The sequence below is a fragment of the Paraburkholderia sp. C35 genome (genome assembly GCF_003121405.1).
In the GTDB taxonomy this organism is placed as follows: Bacteria; Pseudomonadota; Gammaproteobacteria; order Burkholderiales; family Burkholderiaceae; genus Paraburkholderia.
On sequence record NZ_QBUY01000065.1, the window covers coordinates 30,530 to 47,734 of the forward strand.

At 60.3% G+C, this 17,205-nt stretch carries 14 protein-coding genes and 1 pseudogene; 12 read left to right on the plus strand and 3 right to left on the minus strand.

Translation table 11 applies throughout. From position 1 onward, the window contains the following. Positions 1-52: 52 nt before the first annotated feature. Positions 53-1,594, plus strand: a complete 1,542-nt coding sequence (locus DK391_RS29165) for an MFS transporter (protein ID WP_109481475.1) — start codon at positions 53-55, stop codon at positions 1,592-1,594. A 58-nt stretch (positions 1,595-1,652) separates the two neighbouring features. Here the strand turns inward: DK391_RS29165 and DK391_RS29170 are convergent. After that, positions 1,653-2,234 (minus strand): annotated as a pseudogene (locus tag DK391_RS29170) (glycine zipper family protein). Between the two features lie 221 nt (positions 2,235-2,455). Between DK391_RS29170 and DK391_RS29175 the strand changes: the two are divergent. Both DK391_RS29175 and DK391_RS29180 read left to right on the plus strand, forming a co-directional pair. Continuing rightward, entirely contained in the window at positions 2,456-2,989 is a 534-nt protein-coding gene (locus tag DK391_RS29175; protein WP_109481476.1) for a MarR family winged helix-turn-helix transcriptional regulator, read from the plus strand. After that, a complete protein-coding gene (locus DK391_RS29180; protein WP_109481477.1) occupies positions 2,986-4,188 on the plus strand; it encodes an MFS transporter in 1,203 nt (400 codons plus the stop codon). Before DK391_RS29175 ends, DK391_RS29180 begins: the two co-directional genes overlap by 4 nt. A 43-nt stretch (positions 4,189-4,231) precedes the next feature. Here DK391_RS29180 and DK391_RS29185 read toward each other — a convergent pair whose 3' ends face one another. Beyond that, the gene (locus DK391_RS29185; RefSeq protein ID WP_109481478.1) at positions 4,232-5,725 is read right to left on the minus strand and encodes an aldehyde dehydrogenase; all 1,494 of its coding nucleotides are present in this window, start codon (positions 5,723-5,725) and stop codon (positions 4,232-4,234) included. A gap of 97 nt (positions 5,726-5,822) precedes the next feature. Beyond that, a complete protein-coding gene (locus tag DK391_RS29190) occupies positions 5,823-6,374 on the minus strand; it encodes a cupin domain-containing protein (RefSeq protein ID WP_109481479.1) in 552 nt (183 codons plus the stop codon). A 437-nt stretch (positions 6,375-6,811) separates the two neighbouring features. Here DK391_RS29190 and DK391_RS45435 point away from each other — a divergent pair, with 437 nt between their 5' ends. The 9 genes from DK391_RS45435 to DK391_RS29235 all read left to right on the plus strand — a co-directional run bounded on the left by DK391_RS45435 (position 6,812) and on the right by DK391_RS29235 (position 17,012). Next, the gene (locus DK391_RS45435; protein ID WP_109481480.1) at positions 6,812-7,018 is read left to right on the plus strand and encodes a hypothetical protein; all 207 of its coding nucleotides are present in this window, start codon (positions 6,812-6,814) and stop codon (positions 7,016-7,018) included. A gap of 305 nt (positions 7,019-7,323) precedes the next feature. Then, positions 7,324-8,112 carry a gamma-glutamyl-gamma-aminobutyrate hydrolase family protein gene (locus DK391_RS29200; protein WP_109481481.1) on the plus strand — a complete coding sequence of 263 codons (789 nt, stop codon included), beginning with the start codon at positions 7,324-7,326 and terminating at the stop codon, positions 8,110-8,112. Between the two features lie 35 nt (positions 8,113-8,147). Further along, a complete protein-coding gene (locus DK391_RS29205; protein WP_109481482.1) occupies positions 8,148-9,482 on the plus strand; it encodes a glutamine synthetase family protein in 1,335 nt (444 codons plus the stop codon). 35 nt (positions 9,483-9,517) lie between these two features. Further along, entirely contained in the window at positions 9,518-10,948 is a 1,431-nt protein-coding gene (locus DK391_RS29210; RefSeq protein WP_109481483.1) for an aspartate aminotransferase family protein, read from the plus strand. Positions 10,949-11,038: 90 nt separating this feature from the next. Then, positions 11,039-12,160 (plus strand): polyamine ABC transporter substrate-binding protein, encoded by a 1,122-nt coding sequence (locus DK391_RS29215; RefSeq protein WP_109481492.1) that lies wholly within the window; start codon positions 11,039-11,041, stop codon positions 12,158-12,160. Positions 12,161-12,371: 211 nt separating this feature from the next. Then, positions 12,372-13,520 carry a polyamine ABC transporter ATP-binding protein gene (gene potA, locus DK391_RS29220; RefSeq protein WP_109481484.1) on the plus strand — a complete coding sequence of 383 codons (1,149 nt, stop codon included), beginning with the start codon at positions 12,372-12,374 and terminating at the stop codon, positions 13,518-13,520. Beyond that, entirely contained in the window at positions 13,517-14,494 is a 978-nt protein-coding gene (locus tag DK391_RS29225) for an ABC transporter permease subunit (RefSeq protein WP_109481485.1), read from the plus strand. Before potA ends, DK391_RS29225 begins: the two co-directional genes overlap by 4 nt. Continuing rightward, on the plus strand, positions 14,491-15,393 hold the full coding sequence (locus tag DK391_RS29230) for an ABC transporter permease subunit (protein WP_109481486.1): 903 nt from the start codon (positions 14,491-14,493) through the stop codon (positions 15,391-15,393). The genes DK391_RS29225 and DK391_RS29230 overlap by 4 nt, the downstream gene beginning before the upstream one ends. 38 nt (positions 15,394-15,431) lie before the next feature. Continuing rightward, positions 15,432-17,012 (plus strand): DUF3138 family protein, encoded by a 1,581-nt coding sequence (locus DK391_RS29235; RefSeq protein WP_109481487.1) that lies wholly within the window; start codon positions 15,432-15,434, stop codon positions 17,010-17,012. Positions 17,013-17,205: the final 193 nt, after the last annotated feature.

Genomic DNA, 17,205 nt, shown 5'->3' on the forward strand with positions numbered 1-17,205 from the left:
GGGACTGTAGTTCCCGATATATTAGCCGCACCTCCTTCCATCGGGGCACGCCATGCCACTGCTTCACCCGCGCAAGAACACGCTTGCACTACTCGCCGCCTGTCTTTCGTCACTGATGTTCGGCCTCGAAATTTCCAGCGTGCCCGCGATCCTGCCAACCCTCGAACAACTGCTGCATGGCGATTTCAAGGATCTGCAATGGGTGATGAATGCCTACACGATCGCGTGCACGACCGTGTTGATGGCGACGGGCACGCTTGCTGACCGCTTCGGCAGAAAGCGGGTGTTTATCGTCAGCATTGCGCTGTTCGGCGTCACGTCGTTGCTGTGCGGCCTGGCCACCAACATGGCGGTGCTGATTGCGGGTCGCTTCCTGCAAGGCGCAAGCGGTGGCGCCATGCTGATCTGCCAGGTGGCCGTGCTGTCGCATCAGTTCCAGCAGGGACACGAACGCGTGAAGGCGTTCGCCGCGTGGGGCATCATCTTCGGCATCGGGCTGGGGTTCGGGCCGATCATCGGCAGCGCGACGGTGGCGCTCACGGGCTGGCAATGGGTGTTTCTCGTCCATGCGCCGCTCGCGCTCGCGACCATCGCGCTTGCCGTCAGCGGCGTAGGCGAATCGCGCGATCCGCATGAGCAGAGGCTCGATGTGTGGGGCGTGCTGAGTCTGTCGCTGGCTGTGTTCGGCGTGGCGCTCTATATCACGCAAGGCCCCGATCTCGGCTTCGCCAGCGTGCCGGCGCTAGGCATCCTCGCGGCGAGTGCGCTGTGCCTGATCGCCTTCTTCGTCGCCGAACATCTCAGCGCACACCCGATGTTCGACTTCTCCGTGTTTCGCATCCGCAAGTTTTCGGGCGCGCTGATCGGCTCGGCAGCGATGAACTTCAGCTTCTGGCCTTTCATGATCTATCTGCCTGTGTACTTCCACAACGCACTCGGAAACGACGATCTGCATGCGGGCCTCGCGCTGCTCGCCTACACGCTGCCGACGCTGGTCGTGCCGCCCGTCGCGGAACGGCTCGCGCACCGCTATCAGCCGGGCTTCGTGATTCCGGCTGGGCTGTTCACGATCGGCCTCGGCGTCATGCTGATGCGGATAGGCAGCAGCGCCGAACCGGCCAGCTGGATGACGATGGTGCCGGGTTGCATCGTCGCGGGCGTCGGACTGGGGCTGACCAATACCACCGTCACCAACACGACCACGGGCGCGGTATCGGCGGCGCGCGCGGGCATGGCTTCGGGCATCGACATGAGCGCGCGGATGATCTCGCTCGCCATCAACATCGCGTTGATGGGCTTCGTGCTGGTGGCGGGTGTGGAAGCGTATCTGGCGCGCGCGTTGTCAGGCGCGCAAGGCACCGCGCAACTGCACGCGAGCAGTGCAGCGATTGCGGCCGGCCATGCGGTGGCGCTCGACAGCAAGCTCGCCCACGATGCGCTCGTGCACGGCTTCGGGTGGATGATGCTCTATGGAGGCGTTGGTGTGTGGCTGCTCGCGGCTGCCAGCTTCGTCACCTTCGGCGCCATGACAAGGCTCAAGGATTCTCAACGCGAAGAAGTGCCGGCGACGACATGTGCGCAATGCACAGATTGATACAAAAACGCGTGAGCGCGGGTGACGCGCGCACGCTTTTTCCGGCTGTCGATCTATATCAGTAGTACGGATACGGCGAGTACACGGCACCCGGCGGACCGTAGTAATACGGACGCGGCGCGTAGTACACGGGGCCTGGCGCGTAGTAGGCCGGCGGCGTTGCGTAGACAGGCGCAGGCGGCTGCTGGATGGTGTTGCCCTTGGCCGTCATGCACTGCGCGTACGCCGCGTCATAGCGCCCCTGCAAGCCATACGCCGACTACGACGCGCCGATCGCACCCGCCGCGCCGCCAACCAGCAAACCGCTGCCCGCGCCGATGGCTGCACCTGCGCCAGGATTGCCCGCCGCCGCACCGATCAGCGCGCCCACCGCCGCGCCGCCGAGCGTGCCGATCGCCGCGCTGCCCACCGCACTGTTGGTCGCCGCCTGCGATGCGGCGTTCGGATCCGTGCTGCGGTACGCGTAATCGCGGCATTGATAATCTTCCTGCTGGAACTGCTCGAGCGGCATGCCCTTGGGCGGCAACGCCACGACGCTCGGCCCGCTCGGCGGCATCACCGCACAACCGCCCAATGCGAGCAGCACCCCGACGGCCAACGTCGGCATTGCAAATTTTCTTGCGACTTGTGTCTTGTCCATGTTCGTCGACCTGCCAATGAAAAATGCCAATGTCCAATAAGAGAACAATAGTCCAACAGACTTAGGCTTGAGTTACGAATGCGTTACTGGATATTTCTACACCCTGCGTCTGTGCAAATCGCTGAAAAAGGTTAAAAAAGGGCCAGCGGGATTTGCCTTGAAATCGTCGTCCGATATGTGCACCATGCATATGTGCATGATGCACATATCGAGGTGAAGCGATGACGCAGCGCCTGGAAAATCTGCTCGGCGTGCTCGCCCTGCTGGTAACGGACGAGCTGAACGCGCAACCCAGCATTCCCGCGCTGGCCGGATCGACGGCACGCGCGATGCTCAACGCGATCGGCCAGTATCCTGACTCATCAATCGAACTGCTGCGCGACGCCGTCGATCTTTCGCACCCGGCCGCCGTGCGTGCCGTCGCGGGTCTGGTCGATGCCGGCCTCATTGAAAAGAAGGCGGGCAGCGACAAACGCTCGGTTGCACTGGCGCTCACTGCTGCGGGCCGCCGCGAAGCGAACCGCTTGCGCGCCGCGCGCGGGCGCATGCTCGAACGTATCGCCGCGCAACTCGATGCAGGCGAACGCGACGTGCTCGAAAGTCTGCTGATCAAGATCCTCTGGAACGAAACGCGCGACGCGCCGCACGCGATGCAGCTTTGCCGCTTCTGCGACGACAAGCCATGCCTGAAAGCGGGCTGTCCTGTCGAATGCCGCGAACAGGGGCTGCCGATGCCCGAACGGAGTGCGACATGAACACGCCGCACGCAACGGCGCCGCCCGTGCGCTGGCGTGCGGTGGCCGCGTTGACTGCCGTATCGACATTCGCACAGATCGGCCAGTTCGGCTTTGGCTTCATGGTGCTGCCCGTGTGGCTCGCGCATCAGGGACTCGATGCGCCGCGCGCCGGTCTTTTCGCTGCCGCGCAATGGGCGGGCATGTTCATCGGGTTGCTGGTCGCGCCGCGGCTGATGGGACGCATCGGTGCGAAGCTGACGGTGACGCTGGGGCTGGCTGCGTCGCTGGTTGCGTACGCGTCGTTCGGCGCCGTGTCGTGGCCCGCGTGGATGCTGCCCGGCATGTTGACGGGGCTCGGTATCGGCTTACGCTGGATCGCGAATGAAACCTGGCTCTACAGCCTCGTGCCTGCAGACAAGAGCGGCAAGGTGGTCGGCGTGCACGAAACGCTGATTGCATCGGCAGGTGTGCTTGCGCCCGCGCTTGCTGTCTATGGTGATGCCAGCGGGTCACTGGTGTTCGTCGCAGGCTCGCTGATGACGTTCGCTGCCGCGCTGCCGTTGTGGCTCACGCGCTCGTCGCCGTCCCTGCCCGTCTCCACGCCTGTCTCGACGAACGGCAAGCGGCTCGAGCCTGGGCCAATCGTGTGCCTCGGCCTCGTCACCATTGCAGCTGGCGGTATCGGCGATGGCGCGCTGTATGGACTCTTTCCGCTGTTCGCCGAGAGCCGCGGACTCACGGCCGCACAAACGGCCACGATGCTCGCGTGCTTCGGCATCGGCGGGATGGTGTTGCAGTTTCCCGTTGGATGGCTCGCGGATCGCTGCGGCCTTGCATCGACGGTGATCGTCTGCGCGTTGGCGAGCACGGTGGCGATTGTCGCGTTTTCGTGCGCGCCTACGGCATCGCTTGCTTATGTCGGCGCGGCGCTGCTGCTCGGCGGCATGAACAGCGCGTACATCACGCTCGGCATGTATGCCGCAGCTTGCAGCGACAAGCAGGCAATCACGCGCAACATGCGGCTGCTGTCACTCGCGTTCACGGCGTGTTCGATCGTCGGTCCTCTGTTTGCAGGGACCGCCATGAAGGCACTCGGCAACGACATGTTGATGTGGCAACTCGCGATCATCAGCGGCGCGCTGATGATCTACACACTCGGCATGCGCGAAGGACACCGGCAGGCGCGGCAACGCGCGCCTTCGGCTCCGTCTATATGATCGTGCGGCGCGCGAATGTTTTATTCCGCGCGCCGCATTCGCATCAACGCAAGCGCACCAGCGTCGACTTCAACTCCGTGTACTTCTCCAGCGCGTGCAACGATTTGTCGCGACCATTGCCCGACTGCTTGTAGCCGCCGAACGGGAAGTTCATGTCGCCGCCTTCGTCGTAGCAATTGACCCACACCGTGCCTGCACGCAGACGCCGCGATACTTCGTGCGCGGTAGTCAGGTTGCCGGTCCAGACAGCGGCGGCGAGGCCATAATCGCTGTCGTTGGCGATCTGCACGGCTTCGTCGATCGTGTCGAACGTAATCACGGACAGCACCGGCCCGAAGATCTCTTCACGCGCGATCTTCGCGTCATGCTTCGGTACATCGAATACGGTCGGCTCGATATAGAAGCCGCCGCTTTCCTGCTGCACGCGCGCGCCGCCATGCAACAGCTTCGCTTCGGCGCGCCCTGCTTCGATATAGCCGAGCACGCGGTCGAGTTGCACCTGATCGACGATTGCGCCCATCGATGTGTTCGGATCGAGTGGATTGCCCGGCGCATAACTGCGCGCCGCGGCGACGAGCTTGTCGAGGAACACGTCCTTGATGTCGCGATGCACGAGCAGGCGCGAGCCTGCCGTGCACATCTCGCCCATGTTGTAGAAGATCGCGCCCGCCGCTGTTTTCGCGGCGCGGTCGAGGTCGGGACAATCGGGTAGCACGATATTCGGCGACTTGCCGCCCAGTTCCAGCCATACGCGTTTCAGATTCGACTGCCCGGCGTATTGCATGATGAGCTTGCCGACATTCGTCGAGCCCGTGAACGCAAGACAATCCACGTCGTGATGCAGCGCGAGCAGTTTGCCCGGCTCGCCGCCACCTGGCACGACGTTGAACACGCCGGCAGGAATGCCCGCTTCGTGCGCGAGTTGTGCGACGCGAATGGCCGTGAGCGGCGACTTCTCCGACGGTTTCAGCACGACGCTGTTACCTGCCGCGAGCGCAGGTCCGAATTTCCACGATGCCATCAGGATCGGGAAATTCCACGGCACGACTGCTGCGACGACACCCAGCGGCTCGCGCGTGACGAGACCGACGAGGTGATGATCGGCGGGCGCGACTTCGCCCCCTACCTTGTCGATCGCTTCCGCAAACCATTCGACGCAATACGCCGCACCCGGCACATCGACGCTGGTCGTATCGCCGATCGGCTTGCCTGCGTCGAGTGTTTCGAGCAGCGCGAGTTCGTCGAGATGCTCGCGCATCAGCGCCGCCCATTTGAGCAGCTTCGCTTTGCGCTGACGTGGATTCAGGCCAGCCCATACGCCTGTGTTGAACGCATCGCGCGCTGCGCGCACAGCGGCATTCACATCCGCTTCGCCGCAATCGGCGACTTTCGCGAGTACCTTGCCGTCAATAGGACTCACACAATCGAACGTGCGCCCGCTTTCAGCCGTCCGATACTCGCCGCCGATAAATGCGCGCCCTTCGATTGCGAGCGTCGCTGCCTTGTCTTGCCAGTAAGCCAGGGTCGTCTTGTCCATCAGGATGCCTCAATGTTGTGTGTCGGGCGCAGTGCATCGGCGCATGTGCGATGCCGTGCTGCACCCGACGCGTTGACGCGAAGCGATGTGCGAAGAATCAGAAAGTGGGCGGCGAATTGGCCGACACGACTTCGCACACCTGCTGCGCGCTGGGATTGCGAAAACGATGCGGTAAGCGACTTTCGAAGTAGTAACTGTCGCCGGGGTCGAGCAGCCACGTCGTGCCATCGACAGTCAATTCGAGCTGACCGCTGACGACGACGCCGCCCTCGTGCCCTGCGTGCTGCAGCATTTCGGGGCCGGTATCCGCGAGTGGCTGATACACCTCGCGCATGATGCCCATATTGCGATCCTTCACACTCGCGCCCGCCAGATAGAACTCGATCTGCTCGTTGCCGAGATTCGGCATCTCCGCGCGGCGCGATACCACGTTGCGGTCGGCCTCGATTTCAAATGTGAAGAATTCGGCGAGACTCATCGGAATACATTCGAGCAGCTTCTTCAGCGAGCCGACGGAAGGACTCACGCGGTTCTGTTCGATCAGCGAAATCGTGCCGTTCGTCACGCCCGCCCGTTTCGCCAGCTCGCGCTGCGAAAGACCGTGCTTTTTGCGGATGTACTGCAGGCGGGTTGCCACTTCAATTGACATCGATGCACTCATGAGAACGGGCAGAACTTCATAAAAGAAGCGTCTTTCGAATAGTACGCGCGTGTGTTGAATATTCTAATCACTTTAATTTGGCGGCTTCTGGGGAAAACCCTGAAAGGCAAACGAAATTCTTACGCATCGATCTGCTTCAAAGTGGACTTGAATGGGTATAGATAGCTCAGGGAAAGCCCTCATCAAAGATTCGTAAAAAGACTTTGACGGCCTTTTTGACTCGTATATGCTGACCTACAGGTTGATGTTTCCTGATTCGTTTGCATGCAGCCTGATTCAATTCAGTGCGCTGTAACCGATAAAGAATGTAATTCGAATCTCAACCTGGCGTCTCGTTTCTTTAAACGCCCCGTGCGTTTTCCTGAACGAGGTGTTCAATACTTTCAACGTGCCAGTCGAGTGTAATCGTGAGAGTCCGAGGCCCTTTGGTTAGGTGGGATCGTAGTCAGTTCGCGAGGTGTCTTCGCGCTGACAACGCCATCGCCGACGGCAGCAACGGCAGGCTTGCGTTTCGCCGCTTTCTGTCCGTCTTCACGATCCTGTCGCGCCGTTCCGTCCGTCGTCATAACGCCATTTCAGCGCGTGCGTTCATCGCGGTTCATACCGACGAAGTCGCATCGCTCTTGCCCTAGCGCCTCTCCTCCTGCTGCAGTCCGGCCCGCTTGCGGGTCATGGCTTCGCGCGCCTTGTCGCGCCGCGTCTTCGGTCACGCTCGTCCCTACGCTGGACGCGCGCCGTTGCACGCCTGCGATCGAGCGCAGCGGAGCTACCCGGACCGCTTATCTGTTTGCGACGCGCGGCGCGATCCGCTGACGACGCTGCCACGCACGCACCCTTCCAGCAGCTTTGCGCTTTCGCAAAGCTGCGGAATCGTGCCGCGCATACATACAGCGACATTTGCCGCGTTCCCGCAGTCAACGACGAATACCAGTTAGTCATGCAAATGAAACCTTTGGTCGGTGTCACGGCCGACAGAACGATGATGGGTGCGCATGCGTCGCACGTGACGGGCGAGAAGTACATCGCTGCCGTGGTCGACGGCGCGCAGGCGCTGGCGATGCTGCTGCCCGCACTCGGCGAGCGTCAAACACCCGCAGAACTGTTCGTGCATATCGATGGCCTGCTCTTTACGGGCAGCTATTCGAATGTCGAACCGCATCGTTATGGCGGTCATGCAAGCGCGCCTGGCACGCTGCACGATGCCGCACGCGATGCGACCACATTGCCGCTGATGCGTGCTGCCATCGACGCAGGCGTGCCCGTGCTCGCGATTTGCCGTGGCTTTCAGGAAATGAACGTGGTTTTCGGTGGGACGCTGCATCAAAGCGTTCAAACGGTGGACGGTTACGACGACCACCGCGAGAACAAGGAAGACAACCTCGACGTGCAGTACGCGCCTTCGCATGCGCTGCATCTCGTGCAAGGCGGGCTGTTGCAGAAGCTCGCCGGCGGCGCGAGCGAAGTGCGCGTGAATTCCCTGCATGGACAGGGCGTCGAGCGGCTCGGCGACGGCCTCACGGTCGAAGCCCGCGCACCGGACGGCCTGATCGAAGCGATCAGCGCGACGCACGCGCGTGCCTTCGCACTGGGTGTGCAATGGCACCCGGAATGGAAGCACGCGAACGATGCGCTATCGACAGCGATTTTCAGTGCGTTCGGCGCAGCGTGCCGCGATCGAATGCGCACGAGGATGGGTTCAACAGCGGCTGCAAGCGCACATGTCTGATCCCCGTCCTGCGCAATAAAACAGAGAGAACGATCATGCATGACATTGACGAGTTTCTGAAAAAACACCGCATCACCGAAATCGAAGCGATCATCCCCGACATGTCGGGCATCGCACGCGGCAAGATCATTCCGCGCAGCAAGTTCGAATCGGGCGAATCGATGCGCCTGCCCCAGGCCGTGATGATCCAGACGGTGACGGGCGAATACCCTGAAGACGGCACACTCACGGGCGTCACCGACCCCGACATGGTGTGCGTCCCCGATCCGTCGACGATCCGCATCATTCCGTGGGCCGTCGATCCGACCGCGCAGGTGATTCACGATTGCGTGCATTTCGACGGCACGCCCGTCGCGATCTCGCCACGCCGCGTGCTGCGCCAGGTGCTCGATCTGTACAAGGCCAAGGGCTGGAAGCCCGTCATCGCACCGGAACTGGAGTTCTATCTGGTCGACATGAACAAGGACCCGGACCTGCCCTTGCAGCCGCCTGTAGGCCGTACAGGCCGTCCGGAAACGGGACGCCAGGCCTATTCGATCGAAGCGGTGAACGAGTTCGATCCGCTGTTCGAAGACATCTACGAGTACTGCGACATTCAGGAACTCGAAGTCGACACGCTGATTCACGAAGTCGGCGCCGCGCAGATGGAAATCAACTTCCTGCATGGCGACCCGCTCAAGCTCGCGGACCAGGTCTTTCTCTTCAAGCGCACGGTGCGCGAAGCGGCATTGCGTCATCACATGTACGCGACCTTCATGGCGAAGCCGATGGAGAACGAACCGGGTTCGGCCATGCACGTGCATCAAAGTCTCGTCGATGAAGAGACGGGCCAGAACCTGTTCACGGGCCCGGACGGCATGCCGACGCCACTGTTCGATGGCTATCTCGCCGGTCTGCAAAAGTACACGCCCGCATTGATGCCGATTTTTGCGCCGTACATCAACTCGTATCGCCGGCTGTCGCGCTTCATGGCTGCGCCGATCAACGTGCAATGGGGTTATGACAACCGCACGGTCGGCTTCCGTATTCCGCATTCGGGTCCGCAGGCACGCCGCATCGAGAACCGCATACCGGGTGTCGATTGCAATCCGTATCTGGCGATTGCAGGCACGCTCGCAGCGGGTTATCTCGGCATGACGCAGCGTCTCACGCCGACCGAGCCGCTCACCAGCGACGGCTATGAACTGCCGTACCAGTTGCCGCGCAACCTCGAAGAAGGCCTCACGTTGATGGGCGCATCCGAACCGCTCTCCGAAATCATGGGTGAGAAGTTCATCAAGGCCTATCTCGCGCTGAAGGAAACCGAATATGAAGCGTTTTTCCGCGTGATCAGTTCGTGGGAACGCAAGCATTTGCTGCTGCACGTCTAAAACCTGGCGTCATCCGCAAAACAAATGGAGGCAACATGAGTTTCAGAACAGAAGAAGTCGCTTACGTGCAGCCCGCGCAACCGGCCGCGAAAGCATCGCAACAGCAACGCAGCACGGCCGAATACCGCGCAATGGACGCCGCGCATCACATTCATCCGTTCTCGGATATGGGCGCGCTCAATCGCACCGGCAGCCGCGTGATCGAGAAAGCGGAAGGCGTCTATCTGTGGGATTCGGACGGCAACAAGATCATCGACGGCATGGAGGGCCTGTGGTGCGTGAATGTCGGCTATGGCCGCAAGGAACTCGCGGACGCTGCCTATCAGCAATTGCAGGAACTGCCGTTCTACAACACGTTCTTCAAGACAACACACCCGCCCGTGATCGAACTGTCGGCGTTGCTCGCTGAATTGACGCCTGCGCCGTTCAACCACTTCTTCTATTGCAACAGTGGTTCGGAAGGTAACGACACAGTACTTCGCATCGTCCACCAGTACTGGGCGACGCAAGGCCAGAAGCTGAAGAAGTTCGTCATTTCGCGCAAGAACGGTTACCACGGTTCGACGATTGCAGGTGGCACGCTTGGCGGCATGGGCTATATGCATGAGCAGATGCCTTCGCAGGTCGAACACATCGTGCATATCGAGCAGCCCTACTGGTTTGGCGAAGGCGGCGATATGTCGCCGGAAGAATTCGGCCTTGCACGTGCACGCCAGCTCGAAACGGAAATTCTCGAACTCGGTCCGGAGAACGTCGCCGCGTTTATTGGTGAGCCTTTCCAGGGAGCGGGTGGCGTGATCTTCCCGCCGTCGACGTACTGGCCGGAAATCCAGCGCATCTGCCGCAAATACGATGTGCTACTCGTAGCCGATGAAGTGATCGGCGGCTTTGGCCGCACGGGAGAATGGTTCGCGCATCAGCACTTCGGCTTCGAACCCGATCTCATCACGATGGCCAAGGGCCTGACGAGCGGTTATATCCCGATGGGCGCGGTTGGCCTGCATGACCGCGTGGCGAAAGCGATCATCGAGAACGGCGAGTTTAATCACGGTCTCACGTACTCGGGACATCCCGTTGCCGCTGCCGTGGCCGTCGCCAATCTCAAGCTGTTGCGCGACGAAAAGATCATCGAGCGCGTGAAGAACGAAACGGGCCCGTACTTCCAGAAGCTGCTGCGCGAGACCTTCGCGAATCATCCGATTGTCGGTGAAATCGCGGGCGCGGGTCTGGTCGCGGGTATCCAGCTTTCCGAGAACCCGAAGACGCGCAAGCGCTTCGCGAACGGCGGTGACGTCGGCACGATCTGCCGCGACTTCTGCTTCAACGGCAACCTGATCATGCGTGCGACGGGCGACCGCATGCTGCTCTCGCCGCCGCTCGTCGTCACGAAGAACGAGATCGACGAGATCGTCGCGAAGGCCAAAAAGGCCATCGACGCAACCGCACAACAGTTAGGACTTTTGTAACGGCAGTCAGACCACCGGCGCGGGCGCCGTGACGCATCGACAACGCGACACACGCTCATGCCGGACTTTTACCACCAAGGGAAAATCAACATGAGCGTTTGTCATCTTCGTCATGCGGTCGCGGGGGCCGCGCTGGTTGCCGTGACAGGCATTACCGCGCTGTCGGGCACGGCAGCGCAAGCGGCCGATACCGAGCTGAACGTCTACAACTGGTCCGACTACATTGCGAAGGACACGATCCCGAACTTCGAGAAACAGACGGGCATTCACGTCAAGTACGACAACTACGACAGTGATGACACGCTGCAGGCCAAGTTGCTTGCAGGCAGCTCGGGCTACGACATCGTCGTGCCGACGTCGAACTACATGGCCAAGCAGATTCAGGCTGGCGTGTACCAGAAGCTCGACAAGTCGCAGATGCCGAATCTGAAGAACCTCGACCCGACGCTGATGAAGATGATCGCCGACGCCGATCCGGGCAACCAGTACGGCGTGCCTTGGGCGTACGGCACGGACGGTATCGGCTACAACGTGCAGGCCGTGCAGAAAGCACTCGGCGCGAATGCGCCCGTGGATAGCTGGGCGCTCGTGTTCGATCCCGCCAATCTTTCCAAGCTGAAAAGCTGCGGCGTGTCGTTCCTCGATCAGGCTGTGGACGTGTTTGCAGCCACGCTGCAGTACATGCACAAGGATCCCAACAGCACGAACCCGGCCGACTACCAGGCCGCCTTCGAAGTGCTGAAGAAAGTCCGCCCGTACATCACGCAGTTCAACTCGTCGGGTTACATCAACGACCTCGCGAATAACGACGTGTGCGTCGCAGTGGGCTGGTCGGGCGACGTCGGCATTGCACGCCGCCGCACGCTGGAAGCGAAACGTTCGTACGAGATCAAGTTCTCGAACGTGAAGGAAGGCGGCCTGCTGTGGTTCGACGTGATGGTCGTACCGAAGGACGCACCGCATCCTGAAGCCGCCATGAAATGGATCAACTTCATTTCGGATGCAAAGAACAACGCAGAGATTACCAACGAAGTCTTCTACCCCACTGCCAATCGCGCCGCGCGCCAGTTCGTCACCCCGGCTGTCGTGCAGGATCAGACGGTCTACCCGGCCGACGACGTGCTCTCGAAGATGACACTGATGAAACCGATGCCGACAGATATTCTGCGGCTCGAAAACCGCCTGTGGGCACAGCTGAAGACCGGCCATTGATTGGTGATTCAAAGCCGGTTTTCAGGGACATAAAAGGGAACTGAATGAGACGACGAGGGATCGCTCGATCCCTCGTCGTGAAGCAGTAGCGCAGTCAGTCTGCGCCTTGTGCGCAGCCCCCTGTTTCCCCGATTGCAGCATGACGCCTGCGAGCGCTTCGCGCGCCTCGTAAGGGCCCGTTCGTGCCCGCGATCCGTAAAGAACGGTACACATGAATACGACGCATAACACGCAAGCAGCGAAAGCGGCTACGCAGCCCCAGACGACGAAGACGAACGAGTTCGTTCGCATCGAAAACGTCGTGAAGAAGTTCGGCGACAGCACGGCTGTCGACAACGTCAACCTGAGCATTGCGAAGAACGAGCTTTTCGCGCTGCTCGGCAGCTCGGGCTGCGGCAAGTCCACGCTGTTGCGCATGCTGGCAGGCCTGGAGACGGCCACGTCCGGCAAGATCTATGTCGACGGCGAAGACCTCGCGAGCCTGCCGCCCTATCGACGCCCCGTGAACATGATGTTCCAGTCGTATGCGCTCTTTCCGCATATGTCGGTCGAGTCGAATGTTGCGTTCGGCCTCAAGCAGGAAGGCACGCCGAAGAACGAGATCAAGGAGCGCGTCGCCGATGCGTTGAATCTCGTGCAGATGAGCAAGTACGCGCAACGCAAACCGCATCAGCTTTCGGGTGGTCAGCAGCAGCGCGTCGCGCTCGCGCGTTCGCTCGTCAAGCGCCCGAAGCTGTTGCTGCTCGATGAGCCGATGTCCGCGCTCGACAAGAAGATCCGCCAGAAGACGCAACTCGAACTGGTGAACATCATCGAGAAAGTTGATGTCACCTGTGTGATGGTCACGCACGATCAGGAAGAAGCGATGACGATGGCAAGCCGTCTCGCTGTGATGAGCGAAGGCCGCATCGTGCAGATCGGTTCGCCGACGCAGGTGTACGAGTTTCCGAATAGCCGCTTCTCTGCCGAATTCATCGGCTCGACCAATCTGTTCGAAGGTGTCGTCGTCGAAGACGAACCGGATCACATCTTTGTCGAAAGCGAAGATCTCGAAGCGCGTATGTATGTGAGCCACGGCGTCACAGGACCGCTTGGCATGCCCGTCGGCATTTCGGTGCGACCAGAACGTGTGCGCGTGTCGCGCGAAAAGCCGGGAGCGTCGCACAACTGGGCGCGTGGCGTCGTCACGGATGTCGCGTACATGGGCAGCTATTCGCTGTATCACGTGCGTCTGCCGAGCGGCAAGACCGTGATGTCGAATCTCTCCAGCTCGCACCTGATGAGCGAAGGTGCGCCCGTCTATAACGACGACGTGTTCGTCTCCTGGTCGCCCTCGAGCGGCGTGGTGCTGACGCAATGAGAAATCCTGCCCAAACCACGGCGGCGCAGATGGGCGCCGCATCGAATGGCAGCTCCGCGCTCGCCTCGATCAAACAGAGCCTCGCGAAGCTGCTGCCTTCGGGCCGCAGCACTGTGATCGGCATTCCCTTTATCTGGCTCACCGTCTTCTTTGCACTGCCATTCGTACTGGTGTTCAAGATCAGCTTTGCCGATCTGCGACTGGGCATTCCACCTTATACGGAACTCGTCAGCGTCAAGGACGGCGTCGTGCATTTCGCGCTGCAACTGGGCCACTACGCGTTCCTGTTGCAGGACAGCCTGTACGTCGCGACGTATCTCAGCTCGCTGAAGATGGCGGCGATCTCGACGCTTTGCTGTCTGGTGATCGGCTATCCGATTGCGTACTACATCGCGCGCTCGGCACCCGCTACGCGCAACCTGCTGATGATGGGCGTGATGCTGCCGTTCTGGACATCGTTCCTGATCCGCGTCTATGCATGGATCGGCATTCTCAAGGACGACGGCCTGCTCAATCACACACTGATGGCACTCGGCCTGATCCATTCGCCTTTCCGTCTCTATCACACGGATATTGGCGTCTATATCGGCATGGTCTACTCGTATCTGCCGTTCATGGTGATGCCGCTCTATGCGCACCTCGTGAAGATGGATCTCACGCTGCTCGAAGCTGCCTATGACCTCGGCGCAAAGCCGTGGACGGCCTTCACGCGCATCACCTTGCCGCTGTCGAAGAACGGCATCATCGCGGGCTCTCTGCTGGTGTTCATTCCTGCCGTGGGCGAGTACGTGATTCCCGAACTGCTTGGCGGCGCGGACACGCTGATGATCGGCCGTGTCATGTGGGATGAATTCTTCCACGATATGGACTGGCCGATGGCGTCTGCCGTAACGGTAGCGATGGTGCTGCTGTTGCTGGTGCCGATGGCCGTATTCCAGTACTACCAGGTCAAGGAACTGGAGGGCGCGAAATGATCAAGCCGAATAAGCCTTTGTCGGCGACAGTGCTGACACTCGGATTTCTCTTTCTCTACATTCCGATCATCAGCCTCGTCGTGTTCTCGTTCAACGAGTCGAAGCTCGTCACTATCTGGTCCGGCTTTTCGCTGAAGTGGTATGCCGCGCTGCTGCACGACGACGAATTGCTCACGGCCGCGTGGCTGTCGCTGAAGATCGGCCTGATGACGGCGTGCGCGTCAGTCGTGATCGGCACGTGGGCGGGCTATGTACTCGCGCGCTTTGGGCGCTTTCGTGGCTTCACGTTCTTCGCCGGCATGATCAACGCGCCGCTGGTGATTCCCGAAGTGATCCAGGGCATTTCGCTGCTGCTGCTGTTCGTTGCACTTGAGCAGATGATCGGCTGGCCCAAGGGGCGTGGTGTGCTGACGATGTGGATTGGCCACGTGATGCTATGCGTGTCGTATGTAGCGATCATCGTGCAGTCGCGCGTCAAGGAGATGAACAAATCGCTTGAAGAAGCCGCACTCGATCTCGGCGCGACACCGTTCAAGGTGTTCTTCGTCATCACGCTGCCGCTGATCTCGCAGGCCTTGCTGTCGGGCTGGCTGCTCTCGTTCACGCTCTCCATCGACGATCTCGTGCTGTCCGCCTTCCTGTCGGGCCCCGGTTCGACGACGCTGCCGCTCGTGGTGTTCTCGCGCGTGCGTCTTGGCCTGAATCCGGAAATGAACGCACTTGCCACGCTCTTTATTTCAGCCGTGACGATCGGCGTGATCGCCGTCAATCAATGGATGCTGATGCGTGACCGCAAGCGTACGCGCGACATGCAGATGGCGTTCGCCATCGCCGATGCGCCTTCTTCCACCACACGCCCTGCCGTGGCGACCAGCACGCTCGATACGGCCAACGCATAAGAAGTTCTTCGCAATACGACAAACAAGGAGAAAATTGCATGAGAAAGAAACTTATCTGTCTACTGGTAGCGGGGGCGCTGCCGGGAGCCGCTTTTGCGGATTCGACCAGTGCACAGATCAAGGCGCTTCAGCAGCAACTCAACGCGCTGCAGAAGGAAGTGAAGGAACTGCGCTCGCAGGTTGCGGCTAATCCGAATGCGAAGACGGGAACGGCGTTAGCGGGTACGGCGGCAGCACCTGCAGTGGCCGCCGCGCCTGTCGATATCAGTTCGCCCGATTACGGCAAGGCGCCCGCATCGATTTCCAACGACGACCTGACCACGATCAAGCAACAGATCGCGAACCAGCAGTTGAAGGTGGATTCGCTTGAAGATGCAGCGCAGACGGGCCCGATTGCGGGTCTTTCGGTGACGGGTTATATCGATCCGACGTACATCTATAACCGCGCACAAAGTTCTTCGTCGTTCCTGTTCGCGAACCACGAAAACGTCTACAACTACTACAACAGTACCTTCGGCGATCTGTACCTCGACATCAAGAAGACATTTGGTGTCGGCCCGATGGCGCCGTCGGCGGAAATCACGTTGATGCCGAACCGTGGCAACGGCATTACGCTGTTGCAGAACTCGCACGGCGACATTGGCAACAACATCCTGAATACGGCTGTGATCAACGTGCCGTTGACGGGTTCGACGACGTTCGTTGCGGGTTTGATTCCGAGCTTCGGCGGTTATGAAGTCCAGCAATCGAACCAGATGCTGACGCTCACGCACAACCTGCTGTATGACTTCTCCGATCCGGGCAGCTACGTCGGCGTGGGTGCGAACTACACGGCGGGCAACTGGGCGTGGAAGTTCTTCGTTGGCAACGAACAGTACCGCACGTATGGTGCCGTCACGCAGACGGGCACGAACGCGCTGGGCGACCCGATCACGGCAAGCAACAAAATTCCGACGTTCACGGCGCGTGCCGACTACACGTGGTCGAGCGCGCTGGATATTGGCGGCTCGTTCAACATTGGACGTCAGACACTGCCGAGCTCGGTCGATCCTACGACGGGTAACGTCAGCTATGGCATAGGCGGCCAGTCGCCGAGATCGGGTGGCACGTTCTTCTTCGGCGAAGTGGATGCGACTTATACGCTTGCGGATATCCAGTACAACGCGGAACTGGACTATGGTCAGCAGCAGCACGCGGCGTATAACGGCGGCCAGGCGCAATGGTATGGTCTGTCGCTGCTGGCGCACCGCAAGTTCAACATGCCGGTTGTTGGCCGCATGGGTGCGACTGTGCGCTATGACCTGCTCGTCAATAGCAAGAACGGCGGCGGCGGTGGTGGTATTGCGCTCAATTCCAATGGCATGGATGTGAATAACGGGTTCGGTATCGGCGCCGATTGCCGCGCGAATTCGCTGTCCAATGGTGGCCTTGGGTTCGAGTGTAAGGGTGCGAATCGTCAGGATGTTGCGCTGGATCTGTTGTTCTTCCCGACCCAGCAGATTACCGTCAAGGTGGAATATCGCCATGACTGGGCGAATCAGAATGTGTTCCTGCGGAATGATGGGTCTTATAGCAAGTCGAATGATTTGCTGGCGACGCAGTTTATTTACTCATTCTGAGGTTTTTGTTTTTTTGTTTTTTGCCTGCGGCGCGTGGGACGTGGTTTGCTTATGCGTCGCCGGCATTTTGTGGGTGTTTTTCGCTGGCATCCGCTTTTTGTTAGTGGTCTGCCAGGGTTGCCCCTGTGCGGGGCGGCACTTACTTTCTTTGCCGCCGCAAAGAAAGTAAGCAAAGAAAGCGGGCTAACACCGC

Coding starts and splice junctions, on each gene's coding strand:
- DK391_RS29165 (WP_109481475.1), top strand. CDS start 53: ATGCCACTGCTTCACCCGCGCAAGAACACGCTTGCACTACTCGCCGCC.
- DK391_RS29175 (WP_109481476.1), top strand. CDS start 2,456: ATGACGCAGCGCCTGGAAAATCTGCTCGGCGTGCTCGCCCTGCTGGTA.
- DK391_RS29180 (WP_109481477.1), top strand. CDS start 2,986: ATGAACACGCCGCACGCAACGGCGCCGCCCGTGCGCTGGCGTGCGGTG.
- DK391_RS29185 (WP_109481478.1), bottom strand. CDS start 5,725: ATGGACAAGACGACCCTGGCTTACTGGCAAGACAAGGCAGCGACGCTC.
- DK391_RS29190 (WP_109481479.1), bottom strand. CDS start 6,374: ATGTCAATTGAAGTGGCAACCCGCCTGCAGTACATCCGCAAAAAGCAC.
- DK391_RS29200 (WP_109481481.1), top strand. CDS start 7,324: ATGCAAATGAAACCTTTGGTCGGTGTCACGGCCGACAGAACGATGATG.
- DK391_RS29205 (WP_109481482.1), top strand. CDS start 8,148: ATGCATGACATTGACGAGTTTCTGAAAAAACACCGCATCACCGAAATC.
- DK391_RS29210 (WP_109481483.1), top strand. CDS start 9,518: ATGAGTTTCAGAACAGAAGAAGTCGCTTACGTGCAGCCCGCGCAACCG.
- DK391_RS29215 (WP_109481492.1), top strand. CDS start 11,039: ATGAGCGTTTGTCATCTTCGTCATGCGGTCGCGGGGGCCGCGCTGGTT.
- potA (WP_109481484.1), top strand. CDS start 12,372: ATGAATACGACGCATAACACGCAAGCAGCGAAAGCGGCTACGCAGCCC.
- DK391_RS29225 (WP_109481485.1), top strand. CDS start 13,517: ATGAGAAATCCTGCCCAAACCACGGCGGCGCAGATGGGCGCCGCATCG.
- DK391_RS29230 (WP_109481486.1), top strand. CDS start 14,491: ATGATCAAGCCGAATAAGCCTTTGTCGGCGACAGTGCTGACACTCGGA.
- DK391_RS29235 (WP_109481487.1), top strand. CDS start 15,432: ATGAGAAAGAAACTTATCTGTCTACTGGTAGCGGGGGCGCTGCCGGGA.